This window comes from Comamonas testosteroni, from assembly GCF_000761245.1.
Taxonomy (GTDB): Bacteria; Pseudomonadota; Gammaproteobacteria; order Burkholderiales; family Burkholderiaceae_C; genus Comamonas; species Comamonas testosteroni_C.
The window spans coordinates 800,059-816,489 of the sequence record NZ_AWOR01000001.1; the positions used below are offsets into that span (position 1 = coordinate 800,059).

Annotated in this window: 12 protein-coding genes; 4 read left to right on the plus strand and 8 right to left on the minus strand. The window is 64.0% G+C overall.

Annotated elements, in window-relative coordinates; all coding sequences use genetic code 11:
* Positions 1 to 17: 17 nt before the first annotated feature.
* From dapA to P353_RS03655, 6 genes are all read right to left on the minus strand, one after another.
* On the minus strand, positions 18 to 914 hold the full coding sequence (gene dapA, locus P353_RS03635; protein ID WP_003064577.1) for a 4-hydroxy-tetrahydrodipicolinate synthase: 897 nt from the start codon (positions 912 to 914) through the stop codon (positions 18 to 20).
* Between the two features lie 298 nt (positions 915 to 1,212).
* The gene (locus tag P353_RS03640; protein WP_034365248.1) at positions 1,213 to 3,363 is read right to left on the minus strand and encodes a DUF6630 family protein; all 2,151 of its coding nucleotides are present in this window, start codon (positions 3,361 to 3,363) and stop codon (positions 1,213 to 1,215) included.
* 34 nt (positions 3,364 to 3,397) lie between these two features.
* Positions 3,398 to 3,997 carry a class I SAM-dependent methyltransferase gene (locus P353_RS03645; protein WP_420093354.1) on the minus strand — a complete coding sequence of 200 codons (600 nt, stop codon included), beginning with the start codon at positions 3,995 to 3,997 and terminating at the stop codon, positions 3,398 to 3,400.
* 91 nt (positions 3,998 to 4,088) lie between these two features.
* The gene (locus P353_RS03650; protein WP_034365254.1) at positions 4,089 to 4,901 is read right to left on the minus strand and encodes an SDR family oxidoreductase; all 813 of its coding nucleotides are present in this window, start codon (positions 4,899 to 4,901) and stop codon (positions 4,089 to 4,091) included.
* 42 nt (positions 4,902 to 4,943) lie between these two features.
* Positions 4,944 to 5,075 carry a hypothetical protein gene (locus P353_RS30140; RefSeq protein WP_003064585.1) on the minus strand — a complete coding sequence of 44 codons (132 nt, stop codon included), beginning with the start codon at positions 5,073 to 5,075 and terminating at the stop codon, positions 4,944 to 4,946.
* Positions 5,076 to 5,091: 16 nt separating this feature from the next.
* A complete protein-coding gene (locus P353_RS03655; protein ID WP_034365257.1) occupies positions 5,092 to 6,288 on the minus strand; it encodes an MFS transporter in 1,197 nt (398 codons plus the stop codon).
* 417 nt (positions 6,289 to 6,705) lie between these two features.
* Here P353_RS03655 and P353_RS03660 point away from each other — a divergent pair, with 417 nt between their 5' ends.
* From P353_RS03660 to parC, 3 genes are read left to right on the plus strand one after another with little or no spacing between them, the layout of a single operon-like run.
* Positions 6,706 to 8,676 (plus strand): DNA topoisomerase IV subunit B, encoded by a 1,971-nt coding sequence (locus tag P353_RS03660; protein WP_034365260.1) that lies wholly within the window; start codon positions 6,706 to 6,708, stop codon positions 8,674 to 8,676.
* Positions 8,677 to 8,730: 54 nt separating this feature from the next.
* Positions 8,731 to 9,606 carry a lytic transglycosylase domain-containing protein gene (locus tag P353_RS03665; protein ID WP_034365553.1) on the plus strand — a complete coding sequence of 292 codons (876 nt, stop codon included), beginning with the start codon at positions 8,731 to 8,733 and terminating at the stop codon, positions 9,604 to 9,606.
* Between the two features lie 40 nt (positions 9,607 to 9,646).
* Positions 9,647 to 12,037 (plus strand): DNA topoisomerase IV subunit A, encoded by a 2,391-nt coding sequence (gene parC, locus P353_RS03670; RefSeq protein WP_034365262.1) that lies wholly within the window; start codon positions 9,647 to 9,649, stop codon positions 12,035 to 12,037.
* A 129-nt stretch (positions 12,038 to 12,166) separates the two neighbouring features.
* Here parC and pdxY read toward each other — a convergent pair whose 3' ends face one another.
* The gene (gene pdxY / locus P353_RS03675; RefSeq protein WP_034365264.1) at positions 12,167 to 13,060 is read right to left on the minus strand and encodes a pyridoxal kinase PdxY; all 894 of its coding nucleotides are present in this window, start codon (positions 13,058 to 13,060) and stop codon (positions 12,167 to 12,169) included.
* A 163-nt stretch (positions 13,061 to 13,223) separates the two neighbouring features.
* A complete protein-coding gene (locus P353_RS03680; protein WP_034365267.1) occupies positions 13,224 to 13,682 on the minus strand; it encodes a RidA family protein in 459 nt (152 codons plus the stop codon).
* A 208-nt stretch (positions 13,683 to 13,890) separates the two neighbouring features.
* On the opposite strand from P353_RS03680, the gene P353_RS03685 reads away from it, so the two are divergent.
* Positions 13,891 to 16,380: a DNA internalization-related competence protein ComEC/Rec2 gene (locus tag P353_RS03685; RefSeq protein WP_034365270.1), complete on the plus strand. Its 2,490-nt coding sequence runs from the start codon at positions 13,891 to 13,893 to the stop codon at positions 16,378 to 16,380.
* Positions 16,381 to 16,431 lie beyond the last annotated feature (51 nt).

Below are 16,431 nucleotides of genomic sequence, written 5' to 3' on the forward strand. Positions count from 1 at the left end.
AGCTTAGCGCAACTCGATCACAGTACGCCAACTTTACGCAGAGCATCCTCAACAACTGCTTCGCATTGCTCGCTCAGCGGCGTCATGGGCAGGCGCATGGCGGGGCCGCACAAACCCATGCGGGCTGCTGCCCATTTCACGGGAATGGGATTGGCTTCCACAAACAGGCTCTTGTGCAGGGGCATGAGCTTGAACTGGATTTCCATGGCGCGCTTGGTATCGCCGGCCATGGCGGCCTTGCACAGCTCGCTCATCAGGCGGGGCGCGACGTTGGCCGTCACGCTGATATTGCCGTGGCCGCCGCACAGCATCAGTGCCACGGCGGTGGGGTCGTCGCCGGAGTAGACGCCGAAGCCGGCAGGCACGTCGCGGATCAGCCATTGAGCACGCTCGATGTTGCCGGTGGCTTCCTTGATGCCGATGATGCCGGGGATCTGGGCCAGGCGCAGCACGGTGTCATGCTGCATGTCCGCAACCGAGCGGCCGGGCACGTTGTACAGCACCACGGGCAGGTCTCCAGTGGCTTCGGCGATGGCCTTGAAGTGCTGGTACTGGCCTTCCTGCGTGGGCTTGTTGTAGTAGGGAACGACCTGCAGCTGGCTGTCGGCGCCCACCTTCTTGGCGTACTTGGCCAGCTCGATGGCTTCGTGCGTGCTGTTGGCACCGCAGCCGGCCATGATGGAGACGCGGCCGGCGGCCTGTTCCACGGCGACACGAATGATTTCGCAATGCTCTTCGACATTCACGGTGGGCGATTCACCGGTGGTGCCGACCACACCGATGCAGTTGGTGCCTTCGGCCACATGCCAGTCGATGAGTTTGCGCAGCGACGGGTAGTCGACGCTACCGTCTTCGAGCATGGGCGTAATGAGGGCAACAATGCTGCCAGTGAGAGCAACGGAGGGTGATGTCATATCCGCAATCAGAAAACGGTAAAAATGAATTCTACAAACAGGGACAGGGTGCAGGCAGTGGTTTGCCATCAACAGTGTCTAGCAAAACTCTGTTTTTGTCGAAGTGTTGTTGATAAATGACGGAATGACGAAATATTTAATTTTTGTGCGTCATATTGTTCGTTGATCGTGGCTCTGTTTCGGACGGCATGGCTGCAATCTGGCGGCTTTGCGGGTCTTGCACGATGCGGCCGGTCCGCCATCCTCAAAGCCTGCAGGCAGGCCCGGCGACCACAGGTCCGACCCCGCCGGCATCGCTTCAGTTCGCGCTGTAGTTCCAGGCGCTGATATGGGCCTGCGCCAGCCGCTCCATGAAGTGCTCGGCATCTGCCGAGCGCACCACGGTCATGCGCAGGCTGTCGTCATCGGTGGCCAGCTTGATCAGGGCCAGCTGGCGGCCGCTCAGATGTTCGGCCATGTTCTCCAGGCCCGATTCAACACCGTCAGCGGGCGTGTCCCATTGCCAGTCATCGGTGCCTGGCAGCCAGTGCGTGGCGGCAATGCCCTCGGCGTCCTTCCAGTCAAAGCGGGCGAACTGATCGGCAACGGCCAGCAGATGCACCCAGTACAGGGTCAGCGCGTTTTCTCCTGCGGGCAGATGCATGACATCGGGGTCGATCTCGTCATCTTCGTCCCAGCCCATGTCGTCAGGATCAGGTGCCGCCACGCAGTCGCGCCATTGCTGCAACAGCTGTGCGGCCCGGCTTTCGTCATTCAGGCAGAGAATGCGCGAAATATCCTGCATCCAGTCCCCATCCTCTGCCTCTATCAGTTCCGCGCGGGTCATGGTCGTGGTTTCGGGGGTGTCGCTACCCAGGCCCTTGAACATGCCGCGCAGCGCATTGCGGTAGTCCTCCCAGGTTTCTCCGGTGCGGGTGATGCTGAAGTCCTGGATGGAGAACATGACCAGTTCGGCCTGCGGCCCTTCGCCCGCAAAGGTGAGCAGTTCATTTTTCTTCGGACTGCAGTTCAGCGGCGGGCACCAGATATCAGGGGCGGCCAGCAGCTTGCCTTTGGTGCTGAAGATGCGCGGCTCGCCTTTTTCGGTGATGGCCAGAAGCTTGCGGCCGGGAAATACCTTGGGGGGCGAGCTGCTGAAGCCGCGCTCTATGGTCTTGAACTGACAGGGGATGATTTCCTGGCCGCGGATGTCGATCACGCCTTCGAGCATGCGGTGCTCCTGCTCGCCGTGCTCGTTGACAAAGGGTTCCCGGACGCAGGCGACGGCCAGTTCTGTCTTGGCGCTGAAGTCGTTGATGTGCCAGTAGCGGCTGGCATCGAACAGCGGCAGGCCGTCGGCCTTGAGCAGCAACTGGCGCGAGTCGCCATAAGGGCCTTGTTCGGCACGGATGAATTCGTCGTGCTCCTCATTGTAGTCGATGCTGCTGAGCCCTTCGTGCAGCAGCGCGAGGCCGGGCAGGTTGCGCAGCTCCTGCATGTTTTCCTGCCCCGGTGATCGGCAGGCCATCACCTGGGGCGTGACGGCATAGGCGTCGCGATAGCCCTCGGAGGGCGATACCAGCCAGACTCCGTTCAGATCCTTGATGCCGGACTTCGCACCTTCGCCCGGCGTGGTCTCGGGATAGTGCACGCTCAGATGCTCGCCAGAGACAAAGGTCATGCTTGCGCCTTCCACGGGGCGCTGCAGCCAGCGGCCGTATGGTGTGACCATGCCCACAGGCCAGTGGCCGCGCTCGGCCTCGTTCTGTGGCTTCAGGCCCGTGCGCGGGTGCAGCTTGGGCATGACGTAATAGCTTTCGGTCGCTTCGTCCCAGGCACCATGGTGGCGTGGCTCGTAGTGATCGGCCAGCCAGGCGGGCCAGTCTTCTTCGCTTTGCTGCTCGATGACCTCGGTGCGGGCGATGACCGCGTCGCTCCACCATCCCAGATGGGATTGCGGCGCCCGCTTCAAGGCCTGCAGAGATTCGGGCAGCTCGCCGCCGCTGCAGCTCCATTGCCGACATAGCTCGCGCTGGGCCAGCAAAAAGGTCGTGAACTGCGCTTCGTCAAAGTCATGCGGACATAGCGTGGCGCAGTCCAGCAGCAGCCATTGGCGCGTGCTGGTGCTGATGGTGTGATCGATTTGCTGCCATTGCTTCTTGACGGAGTCGGGCCAATGCGCAGGGCTTTTTGCGGGCAGTGGCTCAATCACGCCCTTGAGCCATTGCCAGCGGGCCCGAACCTGCTCCATGGGGGCTGTCAGGGCCGAGAGGCTTTGCTTGTCCCGATAGGCGCTGCAGGGCACCAGCTCGGGCAGATGCTGCGCATCGCCCAGCAGCACGCTGAACAGCAGCGGCGTGCTGCTGAACCATTCGGCCCAGCCCTCGCAGCTGCCGCCGGGCTCTGCGGGCCACTCTGTCTCCGGGCCGGGGCGTTCGTCGTGGGCAAGCAGCAGGGCGTAGGCGGGCATGGCAGTCGGGCAGATCGGGATCGGAAGAAGGGTGTCAGGCTTGCAGCAATGCGGGTACGGCCGGTGCGGCCGCGCCATCGGGCCGTATGGCGGCGATGCGCTGCACCACGCGCGCGGGCTGCTCAAGCAGGCCGTGCTCGTAGGCGACGATGTTCCAGCCGGCGCAGACTTGCAGCAGCTCGCCGGGCGCGAGCAGAAAATCCGGGCGCGAGGGCTTGCCATAGGCCTCGTTGCCCTGGGCAAAGGTTTCGTAGAGCAGCACGCCGCCGGGCTTGACGCTGGCCAGAATCAGCGGCCACAGGGGACGCCACAGGTAGTTGGTGACGACCACGCCATCAAAGCTGCGCCCCGTCAGCGGCCAGGCGTTGTTTTCGATGTCGGCGGTAATCGTCTCGGCGATATCCGCCACGGACCGGGTCGCCTCCGGCGCCCTGTCCACGCTGGTCAGAGTGTGGTTCAAGGCCGAGAGGAAACGGGTATGGCGGCCCATGCCGCAGGCCAGATCCAGCACCGAGCCCTGCGGGCGTACCAGATGGGCAAAGCGGGCAATCCAGGCTGAGGGCGCCGGCGCGCAGTGGCTGGCGGTGGTCGCAGGAATGGGGGCGGGTGTGGGCGGCAGGGAGTTGCTGGTCATCTTGCGAAAACTATAGCAGTGCCCGCAGCCAAATCCTTGCATGGCCTGTGCGTCGCTGCATCGGCCGCAGCTCGCGTCGGCTCAGTGCGGCTCAGTGCGGCTTCACATCGTCCTTGAGCGCGGCCAGGGCCATGTCTTCCACCATGCCCGGGGCGATCAGCTTGATGAAGCGGCCCAGCTTGCCCTTGCCCGTCATCACCACCTCGCGCTGGCGGCGCTTCAGGCCGTCGAGTATGAGGCGTGCGCATTCGGCCACCGTCATCGCGCCGTCCTCCTTGAGGCCGCTGACGCCTGCGGCTTCGCCTCTGGCGTTGTAGCCGTGGTAGCGGATGCGCGTATCCACCACGCCAGGGTAGGCAGTGGTCACGCTCACGCCGGCGGGCTTGAGCTCGATGCGCAGGGCTTCGAAGAAGCCGGCCATGGCGAACTTGCTGGCGCTATAGGCCGTGCGGCCCGGCACGCCGATCAGACCGGCCAGCGAAGACACGGCGACGATGGAGCCCTGGCTGGCCTTGAGGTGCGGTAGCGCCGCATGGGTGCACCAGACGCTGCCCCAGAGGTTGATGCGCATCAACCTCTCATACCAGCCCAGGTCTTGTGCGCTGACCTGTTCGAACAGCGCATGGGCCGAGACCCCGGCGTTGTTGATCAGGGCGTCCAGCCCGCCAAACTGCTGCACGGCGGCGTCGATCAGCGCGCGGCACTGGGCCTCTTCGCTTACATCGGTGGGAACTGCGAGCACCTGCGCCCCCAGGGCCTGGCATTGCTCTGCCACGGCCTGCAGATTGTCGGCATTGCGCGCAGCCAGCGTCAGCTGCAGCCCGCTGCCATGGGTTTGTGCCAGCTGGCGGGCCATTTCGGCGCCTATGCCGTCCGAGGCTCCGGTGATGATGATGCGGGCCATGCTCTCTCCCGGCCATGCCGCCCGGGCGGCTTGCCCAAGAGCTCAGAAGCAGGCCCAGACCTGGTCTGCCAGTGTGAGCATGAATTCCGGTTGCAGATACAGGGCAAACACCGCCAGCAGCAGCACGAGCACGGCACACCAGATGGAGATGCGTTGCCAGAGTTTGAGCGGCATGGCGGTGTCTCCGGTATCAGGCGGCGCTGGGCGTGCGGCGCACAATGGCGGTCTCGCGCACGGGCATGTTGACGATGGCGGCAAAAATGCCCAGGGCAATCGAGATGTACCAGACCATGTCGTAGTTGCCGTTGATGTCGTAGAGATAGCCGCCCAGCCATACGCCCAGGAAGCTGCCGATCTGGTGGCTGAAGAAGACAAAGCCGCCGAGCATGGACAGATGCTGCACGCCGAAGATCTGGGCGATGGTGGCATTGGTCAGCGGCACGGTGGACAGCCACAGAAAGCCCATGGCGGCGCAGAAGGCATAGACCGACCAGGGCGACAGCGGTGTCAGCAAGAAGGCCACGGTGGCCACCGAGCGCAGGCCGTAGATGCCCGACAGCAGATAGCGCTTGGGCAGCTTCTGGCCCAGGTTGCCGGCCAGATAGGTGCCGAAGATATTGAACAGGCCGACCAGGGCCAGCGAATAGCTGGCCACATGGGGCGCCATGCCGAAGTCCTTCAGATAGCTGGGCATGTGCACGCCGATGAACATGACCTGGAAGCCGCAGACAAAGTAGCCCGCCATCAGCAGCAGAAAGCTGGGGTAGGTCCAGGCTTCCCTGAGCGCCTGGCCCACGGTCTGCTCACGCTTGATGGGCGTGCTGCCGCCAAAGCCCGGCTCGCGCAGGCCAAAGGCCAGCGCGGCAATCAGCAGCGCGAACAGCGCCAGTATCAGCAAGGCATTGGACCAGCCGAACTGCGCGATCAGCTTGCCCTCCACGGGCACCATGAAGAACTGGCCGAACGATCCCGCTGCCGCGGCCACGCCCATGGCCCAGCTGCGCCGCGCCACGGGAATCTGCCGGCCCAGCACGCCGTAGATCACGGCATAGGTGGTGCCGGCCTGGGCCGCGCCGATCAACACGCCGGCCGTCAGCAGGAACACCGTGGAGCTGGGAGACAGCGCCATGCCGACCAGACCCAGGGCATAGAGGATGGAGCCGCCGATCAGCACCTTGAAGGCGCCGATGCGATCGGCCAGCATGCCGACGAAGATGCCCAGGATGCCCCAGGACAGGTTCTGCACGGCAATGGCCAGGGAAAAGTTCTCGCGCGTCCAGCCCATTTCCTGGGTGATGGGTTGCAGCCACAGGCCGAAGCCGTGGCGTATGCCCATGGAGAGCGTGACGATGGCGCCACCGCACAGAAGAATCTGCGCCATGGACATGGGGGCTGGAGTTGTCTTTGTAGTCATGCCGTGTGTGCGAAAAAAGGCTTGGGAGGCGGTCAGCACACCACTGTAACGAAACCCGCTGTTTTGCGCCTGCACAGCTCGTCACGTGCGTGGCAGTGCGGCCTGCCAGAATGCGATGGCGGCGCCGGGCGCTGCGGGCGTGCAGCCAGTCGCGACCAATAAAAAGTGAGCGCAATGCGCAAGGTATTCAACAAAAAACAGGTTAAATCTATCTGAAAGTGATTAATAACAAGCGGTGAAAGCTATCTTTTTGAGAGTTATCGCAGCGAGCAAAATGCGCTGAAAACACGTTGCCAAGACAGATGTTCGGGCTTTGTGCAAGAGTATTGGGAGTAAACAACTGTGAATTTATCCAGCTCTCATCCGAAGAGGCCACTACAATCCGCCCCCATGGCAGTCAAACCGTCCAACGAATATTCCGAAGGCTCGATCCGCGTTCTCAAGGGTCTGGAGCCTGTCAAACAGCGTCCCGGCATGTACACGCGCACCGACAACCCCCTGCACATCCTGCAGGAGGTGATCGACAACGCGGCCGACGAGGCGCTTGCCGGCTATGGCAAGAAAATCAAGTTCACCATGCACGCCGACGGCTCCTACAGCGTGGAGGACGACGGGCGCGGCATTCCCTTCGGTCTGCACCCCGAGGAGAAGGCGCCCGTGGTGGAGCTGGTCTTCACGCGTTTGCATGCGGGCGGCAAGTTCGACAAGGGCAATGGCGGCGCCTACAGCTTCTCGGGTGGTCTGCATGGCGTGGGCGTCTCGGTGACGAATGCGCTGGCCACGCGCCTGGAGGTGCAGGTGCACCGCGACGGCCAGGTGGCCACGCTGGTGTTCTCGGGCGGCGATGTGATCGAGCCGCTGAAGGTGCGCCCTTTGCAGGCCGGCGAGCGCAAGCAGGGCACGACGGTGCGTGCCTGGCCCGATGCCAAATACTTCGAATCCTCGGCCCTGCCCATGGGCGAGCTGGTGCATCTGCTGCGCAGCAAGGCCGTGCTCATGCCCGGCGTGGCCGTTTCGCTGATCAACGAAAAGTCGCGTGACACCCAGAGCTGGCAGTTCAAGGGCGGTCTGCGCGACTATCTGGCTCAGAGCCTGCATGGCGAGCCCGTCATCCCCCTGTTCGAGGGCGAGGGCTTTGCCGACAAGAACAACGACAGCTTTGCCGAAGGCGAGGGCGCGGCCTGGTGCGTGGCCTTCACCGAAGACGGCGCGCCGCTGCGCGAAAGCTATGTCAACCTGATTCCCACCACGGCGGGCGGCACGCATGACAGCGGCCTGCGCGACGGCCTGTTCCAGGCCGTCAAGGCCTTCATCGACATGCACTCGCTGCTGCCCAAGGGCGTCAAGCTCATGCCCGACGACGTGTTCGCGCGCGCCAGCTATGTGCTCAACGCCAAGGTGCTGGACCCGCAGTTCCAGGGCCAGATCAAGGAGCGCCTGAACTCGCGCGACGCCGTGCGTCTGGTCTCGGGCTTTGTGCGCCCGGCGCTGGAGCTGTGGCTCAACGAGCATGTGGACTGGGGCAAGAAGCTGGCCGAGATCGCCATCAAGGCCGCCCAGACCCGCCAGAAGGCCGGCCAGAAGGTGGAAAAGCGCAAGGGCAGCGGCGTGGCCGTGCTGCCCGGCAAGCTGACCGATTGCGAGAGCAAGGACATAGCCGCCAACGAGGTGTTCCTGGTCGAGGGCGACTCAGCCGGCGGCAGCGCCAAGATGGGCCGCGACAAGGAAACCCAGGCGATCCTTCCGCTGCGCGGCAAGGTGCTCAACACCTGGGAAGTGGACCGCGACCGGCTGTTCGCCAACAACGAAATCCACGATATCTCGGTGGCGATCGGCGTGGATCCGCATGGCCCCAACGACGAGCCCGATCTGTCCGGTCTGCGCTACGGCAAGATCTGCATTCTCTCGGATGCGGACGTGGACGGCTCGCACATTCAGGTGCTGCTGCTGACGCTGTTCTTCAAGCATTTCCCCAAGCTCATCGAAGCCGGCCACATCCATGTGGCGCTGCCGCCGCTGTTCCGTGTGGATGTGCCTGCGCGCGGCAAGAAGCCGGCCATCAAGGTCTATGCGCTCGATGCGGGCGAGCTCGATGCCATCATCGAAAAATGCGCAAAGGACGGCGTGCCGCGCGAGAAATGCCAGGTCAGCCGCTTCAAGGGCCTGGGCGAGATGAATGCCGAGCAGCTGTGGGAAACCACGCTGAACCCTGATACGCGTCGTCTGCTGCCGGTGCAGTTCATGAATCTGGACTTTGCACAGTCGGAGGCCGTGGTCACCAAGCTCATGGGCAAGGGCGAAGCCGCCGCCCGCCGTGAGCTCATGGAGCTGCATGGCGATTCCGTGGAGGTCGATATCTAGGCGGGCGTTTCGAACGCCTGCACTAGCGCTCACTAGCGGTCGATGGAGCCAGCCATGCACAAGCCCATGTTCGATGCCTCACCCAAGCAGCTGCCTGCGCGCGGCGGGTTCGCGTCTGTGCGTTTGCGACGTGCTGTGCGTGCGGTGGCTGCTGCCTTGCTGGCGGGCTCGGGCTGGCTGGCCGTGACTCCGGCGGCGCATGCCGATCTCTGGGCCTATGTCGACGAATTCGGCGTCACGCACTTTGCGGCCGAGGCGCTGGACGAGCGCTACAAGCTGTTCTTCAAGGGCGAGCTCTATGACAGCAGCCAGCCGGGCCTGCAGCTCAAGCAGGACTCGGCGGCCGAGGGGCTCAGCGCCCGCACGCGCATGCAGGGCTTTTTCGAGGTCTCGCCGCGCTACAAGAGCGTGAGGCCGCATCTGCAGAAGGCGGCCGAGAGAACCGGCGTGGACTACGACCTGATCAAGGCCGTGATTGCCGTGGAGTCCGGCTTCGATGCCCAGGCCGTCTCGCCCAAGGGGGCTGTCGGCCTGATGCAGCTGATGCCGGCCACGGCCGAGCGCTTTGGCGTGTCGGCCAGCAAAAAGCGCAGCATGCAGCAGCAGCTGGCCGACCCGGCCGTGAACGTGCCTGCCGGCGCGCGCTATCTGAGCTATCTGATGGACTTGTTCCCGGGCCGGCTCGATCTGGTGCTGGCCGCCTATAACGCGGGCGAAGGTGCGGTGCAGAAATTCGGCAAGGCGATTCCGCCCTACAAGGAAACAATGAATTACGTCAAGGCCGTCACGGGCATCTACGAGCAGCTGCAGGCAGCCAGGCCCCAGAGCGGCCGGCTGACTGCAGCCGGCTCGGCTGGCCGCGGCGGCTCCCGCATACGCATGACTCTGCCGGGCGCGGCCTCTGCGGCCGCGGATGCGCAAATACCTTGAGTCGCCGGATCGGCGCAATTTGGAAAATCACAAAGAATTCATGAGCGATCAAACCACACTGGATTTGTCTCAACAAGCCGCTGGCGATGCACTGGACCTGGGTCAATACGCACAGCGCGCCTATCTCGAATACGCTTTGTCGGTGGTCAAGGGCCGTGCCCTGCCCGACGTCAGCGATGGCCTCAAGCCCGTGCAGCGCCGCATTCTCTATGCCATGGAGCGCATGGGCCTGAGCTATAGCGGCCCGAACGGCAATACGGCCGCCAAGCCTGTCAAGAGCGCCCGTGTCGTCGGTGACGTGCTGGGCCGCTTTCACCCCCACGGCGACCAGTCGGCCTATGACGCGCTGGTGCGCATGGCGCAGGACTTCAACCAGCGCTACCCGCTGGTCGACGGCCAGGGCAACTTCGGCAGCCGCGACGGCGATGGCGCAGCAGCGATGCGTTATACCGAGGCGCGCCTGTCCAAGATCACCGGCCTGCTGCTCGACGAAATCGATATGGGCACGGTGGACTTTGTGCCCAACTACGACGGCAGCACCCAGGAGCCCAAGCAGCTTCCGGCCCGCCTGCCGTTCTCGCTGCTCAATGGCGCCAGCGGCATTGCCGTGGGTCTGGCAACGGAAATCCCCAGCCACAATCTGCCCGAGGTGGCTGCGGCCTGCGTGGCCTTGATCAAGAAGCCCCAACTGCCCGAGGAGGAGTTGCTGGCGCTGATTCCCGGTCCCGACTATCCGGGCGGTGGCCAGATCATTTCATCGAGCAGCGATATCGCCGATGCCTACCGCACGGGCCGTGGCAGTCTGAAGGTGCGTGCGCGCTGGAAGATCGAAGAGCTGGCGCGCGGCCAGTGGCAGCTGGTGGTGACCGAGCTGCCGCCCGGCGTGTCGACCCAGAAGGTGCTCGAAGAGATCGAGGACATCACCAACCCCAAGGTCAAGACCGGCAAGAAGGCGCTGAGCCAGGAGCAGACCCAGCTCAAGGCCAGCATGCTGGCCGTGCTGGACTGCGTGCGCGACGAGTCGAGCAAGGATGCGCCGGTGCGCATCGTGTTTGAGCCCAAGACCGGCAAGATTCCCCAGTCGGAGCTGATCACGGCGCTGCTGGCCCACACCAGCCTGGAGTCTTCGAGCTCGATCAACCTGACCAGCATCGGCCTCGATGGCCGCCCGGTGCAGAAGTCGCTGCGCCAGATGCTGGAGGAGTGGATTGCCTTCCGCTTCCAGACCGTGACGCGGCGCAGCCAGCATCGGCTGGAGAAGGTGCTCGATCGCATCCACATCCTCGAAGGCCGTCAGGCCGTGCTGCTCAACATCGACAAGGTCATTGCCATCATCCGCGCCAGCGATGAACCCAAGCAGGCCTTGATCGATGCCTTCAATCTCTCCGAGCGTCAGGCCGAGGACATTCTTGAAATCCGTCTGCGCCAATTGGCGCGCCTGGAGGCCATCAAGATCGAGCAGGAGCTCAAGGAGCTGCGCAGCGAGCAGGGCAAGTTGGAAGACATCCTGGGCAGCGAGGCGACCATGCGCCGCCTGATCTGCAAGGAAATCGAGGCCGATGCCAAGACCTTTGGCGATGCCCGTCGCACGCTGATCCACGAGGAGAAAAAGGTGGTGGCCGAGGTCAAGGTGGTGGATGAGCCCACGACCGTGATCATTTCCGAAAAGGGCTGGGTGCGCACGCGTCAAGGCCATGGCGTCGATGCGGGCACGCTGAGCTTCAAGGCCGGCGATAGCCTCTACGGCACGTTCGAGTGCCGCACGGTCGATCAGTTGCTGGCCTTTGGCAGCAACGGCCGGGTCTATTCGGTGCCGGTGTCGGCCCTGCCGGGCGGGCGCGGCGACGGCCAGCCCGTGACGACGCTGGTCGAGCTGGAAGCCGGAACGCAACTGCTGTACTACTTTGCCGGTGCAGAAAGCACGCAACTGCTGCTGTCGGGTTCGGGCGCCTATGGCTTCACAGCGAGCGTGGGCGATATGGTCTCGCGCCAGAAGGCCGGCAAGGCCTTTGTCACACTGGGCGAGGGCGAGACCCTGTGCGCGCCTTCGGTGGTGCATGGCGTGCCCATGAATGCGCGTGCCGAGTATGTGGAAGGCGGCGAGCAGGGGGCCGGTTTGCTCAACCCCGCCAGCCATGTGATCTGCGCCTCGGTAGGCGGTCGCATTCTGACCTTCGAGATCGCCGAGCTCAAGGCCATGCCCAAGGGCGGTCGCGGCCTGATGCTGATCAGTCTGGAAGACAAGGATCAGCTGGCCGGCGCGGCCGCCTATACGCGCAGCATTCGCCTGGATGGCGTGGGACGCGGCGGCAAGGCACGTACCGAGACGCTGGAGATCCGCAGCCTCAACAATGCCCGCGGCAACCGCGGCCGCAAGGGCAAGGCTGCCGACCTGGGCTTCAAGCCCCAGGCGGTGACACGCGTGGAATAGGGCTCAGCGCTCAAACGACAAAAGCCGTGCACTGCACGGCTTTTTCTTTGGTGAATCGGTGCCTGCCATGCACCGCACCAGTGCCGGATCGATGGCAAAGGATCAATTTGGTGCGTGGCCTGATGCTGTTTACGCCGCCATCAGCCTGGCTTCGAACATCTGAGAGGGCTGATTGATCTGCTCGCGGCTGGCGACCAGGGGCAGGTCGCGCTGCCCCGATTCGGTGCGGGAGACCAGCGCATACAAGGTGCTCACGGCCCTGGACACGGCATCGGGCACGGCGCGCCCTTGAATCAGATGGCCCAGCAGCACGGCCGAGAACACATCGCCCATGCCGTTGGGCAGGGGGTGCAGGTCGATATAGGGCGTCTGTACCAGCCAGGACTTGTCGGCCGTCACGGCCAGTGTGGCCAGTTGATCGGCAGGCATATCGTCGGTGCGCAGGCTGGTGATGACGATCAGGGCCGACGGGCTGTGATGCAGCTGCGTGAGCATGGCTCGAGCCGCCTGGGTGGCCGCCTCCAAGGTGCTCAGAGGCTGGCCGCCGCACAGCAGCTCGAACTCGTAGTGGTTGGGCGTGATGACGCTGGCCTGGGACAGCGCGCGCTTGCGCAGAAAGTCCGGGATGCCGGGGCGCACGAACACGCCGCGCCCCACATCGCCCATGACCGGGTCGCACAGATAGTGTGCCTTGGGCTGGGCAGCGCGCACCTCCTGCACGGCGGCCAGAATGGCTTCGCCCACACCGGCATCGCCCAGATAGCCCGAGAGCACGGCCGTGCAGCGCGCCAGCACGCCGCGCGCGCGCAGACCGTCCAGCACATCCTGTACATGGGCAGGTGTGAAGACCTGGCCCTTGAACTCGCCGTAGCCGGTATGGTTGGAGAACTGCACCGTATGCACGGCCACGGGCTCTATGCCCAGCAGCTGCAGCGGCAGCATGGCAGCGTCGTTGCCCACATGGCCGTAGGCGACATGGGATTGAATGCTGAGAACCAGCGGGGGGGGCTGCGTGCTGGGCATGGGGGCTCTTTCGTGAGTGGTCGGAATACTTGCGGCAAGCATCGCGCTGCAAAGATAAAGTGAGCTGCTTGCGCTTGCCAGTCAATCAATTCAGATAGTTTTGTATCTGAAATCTATGAATAGCAAGCGGTATTAGCTCACTTTATGTGTGTGAGCGGAAGTCTTAGCCCAGCTCGGCCATCAGCTCGATTTCCACGCAGCAGCCCAGGGGGATCTGGGCCACGCCGAAGGCGCTGCGGGCGTGCTTGCCGGCTTCGCCGAAGACTTCGCCCAGCAGCTCGCTGCAGCCGTTGGTGACCAGATGCTGCTCGGTATAGCTGGTGCTGGAGTTGACCAGGCTCATGACCTTGACGATGCGCTTGACACGATTCAGATCGCCGCCGCAGGCATGCTGCAGCGTGCCCATCAGATCCACGGCCACGGCGCGGGCTGCCTGCTTGCCTTCTTCGGTCGTCATGTTCTCGCCCAGCTTGCCGACCCAGGGCTGGCCGTTTTGCTTGGCGATATGGCCGCTGAGGAACACCAGATTGCCGGTCTGCATATAGGGCAGGTAGGCGGCTGCAGGCATGGCCACTTCGGGCAGGGCGATGTTCAGGGCTTTGAGTTTTTCATAGACGCTCATGACGGCTCCAAAAAGTGCGAGGCTAAGGATCGACAAGTTTGACACAGCAGCGGACCCGGGCATTGATTGCCTTGGCACAGCGGCCATAGCTTTTGAATTGATAGCTGCTCGCACAATGAGAGCAAGTGTTTGATGCTGTTTTGGTGTTCGAGACAGGGCAGGGATAGTCGCAATGCTGTGCCTGGGCGCTCCCTCCTAGCATGGCAGCATGCCGCTCCATCAGACTCCAAGCTCTCAGCGCCGCCGCCTGTCGTGGCTGGCGCCGCTGTGGGGTTGTGTACTGGGCGCTGCCTGGCAGGTGACTCAGGCCAGGCTGTGGCATCTGTCGCTTTACCAGATCTTGCTGGCTTGTGGTTTGCTGACACTGCTGTTGGCATGCAGATGGCGTGGCAGACCCTGGCAGGGCTGGTGGCTGCTGCTGACGGGGGCGGCCTGCTGTGTGGCGGGGCTGACGGGCTGGCGCGCCCATGCCTATCTGGAGCAGACCCTGCCTCAGGCGCTGGAGGCGGTGGACTTGCAGGTGGAAGGCCGCATTGCCTCCATGCTGCACAACCAGGTCAACGGGCAGCGCTGGCGTTTTGTGGTCGATAGTGCGGATGCCGGCGTGCCAAGGCTGCTGGAGCTGTCCTGGTATGGCCCATTCGGGCAGGTGCCGGATGCCAATCAGCCTCTCATTCCTGACTGGGCCAAAGGCGTGGCGCTGAGCCCCGGTCAGCGCTGGCGCCTGACGGTACGCATCAAGCGCCCGCATGGCTCGCGCAATCCGCACGGCTTTGACTATGAGCTGCTGGCCTGGGAGCAAGGGGTGCAGGCCACGGGCTATGTGCGTAAGCAGCCCGCGCCCGAACTTCTGGCCGTGACAAGCCAATATCCGTTGCAGCGCTGGCGACAGGGCTTGCGCGATCGCATTCAGGGCGAGGCATTGCGCTTGCAGCGCTGGTGGCCAGGTGGCGGTGCAGAGCATGCTCAGGCCGCTGTGGGCGTGGTGGCAGCGCTGGCCGTGGGCGATCAGCAGGCGATCGACCGCAAGGACTGGACCCTGTTCCGTCAGACAGGTGTGGCGCATCTGATGAGCATTTCGGGCCTGCATATCACCATGTTTGCCTGGCTGGCAGTTTTGATCGTGGGCCGTGTATGGAGGCTTAGTGCGCGCGCTTGTCGCTGGGTGCCTGCCCCGCGCGCGGCCCTGGTCATGGGCGTGTTATTGGCGGCCGCCTATGCCTTGTTCAGCGGCTGGGGCCTGCCCGCGCAGCGCACGATCTGCATGCTGGCCGTAGTGGCGCTGCTTCAATGGCTGGGCGTGCGCTGGCCCTGGGCCTGTGTATGGCTGCTGGCACTGGCGGTGATTGTTGTGGCCGATCCCTGGGCGTTGTGGCAGGCTGGGTTCTGGCTCAGTTTTGTCGCCGTCGGCGTATTGCTTGCTTCCAATTCAGTGGCTGATCGCGCCGAAGCTGCAAGCGCAAAAAGACGATTTCTTGCAAGACTGAAGGAGTTGTGGCGCGAGCAGTGGCTGATCTCCCTGGCCTTGGCGCCACTGGGGCTGCTGCTGTTTGGCCAGGTGTCCGTCGTGGGCCTGCTGGCCAATCTGCTGGCCATTCCCTGGGTGACATGGGTGGTCACGCCGCTGGCCTTGCTGGCGGCGGTGCTGCCCATGGCGGCAAGCGCTGCCGCCGTCGCCATGCTGCCCTTGATGAGCCTGCTGCAGTGGCTGGCTGCGCTGCCCGGGGCCGTATGGGCCTTGCCGCAGCCTGCCTGGTGGGCCAGTGTGCTGGCGATAGCCGCCGGACTGCTGGTGATTGCGCCTTTGCCGGGCCGGTTGCGGCTGGTGGCCGCGCTGTTGGCGCTGCCTGCCTTGTTCTGGCCTCAGGCACGGCCGCGTGTCGGCGAGTTCGAGCTGCTGGCGGCGGATATCGGCCAGGGCAATGCCGTCATCATCAGCACAGCCAGCCATCGTCTGCTCTATGACGCCGGGCCGCAGTACAGCCGCCACAGCGATGCCGGTGAGCGTGTGCTCTTGCCGCTGATGGCTGCGAATGGCATGCAGATGGATGCCATGATGCTCAGCCACAGCGACATGGATCACACCGGCGGGGCTTTGGCCGTCATGGCGGCTCAACCTCGCGCGAAAGTCTGGGGCTCGGACTCGGTGATTCAAGCCCCGCAACTGGCTGGCCTGGCTCCGGTTCAGCGCTGTACACAGGGGCAGCACTGGCAATGGGATGGTGTGACGTTTGAAGTGCTGCACCCGCCGGCAGGAGAGGCCTGGCTCAATGGTCGCAAGGCCAAGCCGAACTTTGGCAGTTGCGTGTTGCGCCTGCGCTCGGCCAGCGGGCGCGTGGCCCTGTTGGCCGGAGATATCGAGGCAGCGCAGGAGCGGCAACTGCTGCAAACCAGTCTGGACGAGCCGGTGGACTGGCTGCTGGTGCCTCACCATGGCAGCAGGACTTCATCGACCGAGTCCTGGGTCAGCACGCTGCGCCCGCGCTGGGCGGTGGTGCAGGCGGGTTATCGGAATCGTTTTGGACACCCGGTGACAGCGGTGGTGCAGCGCTATCAGGCGGTGGGCAGCCAGCTGGTGGCTCAGGATCGCTGCGGCGCAGCCTACTGGAGCTCTGCTCAACCGGAAAAATTGGAATGCGAGCGCTTGATTCGGGCGCATTATTGGGACGTCCATGCTGTTTCAAGGGACCTGCCCTGAGAAACTGGCATGGGGCTTGCATTGATGCTGTACCGCCTTCAGGCGGATGCA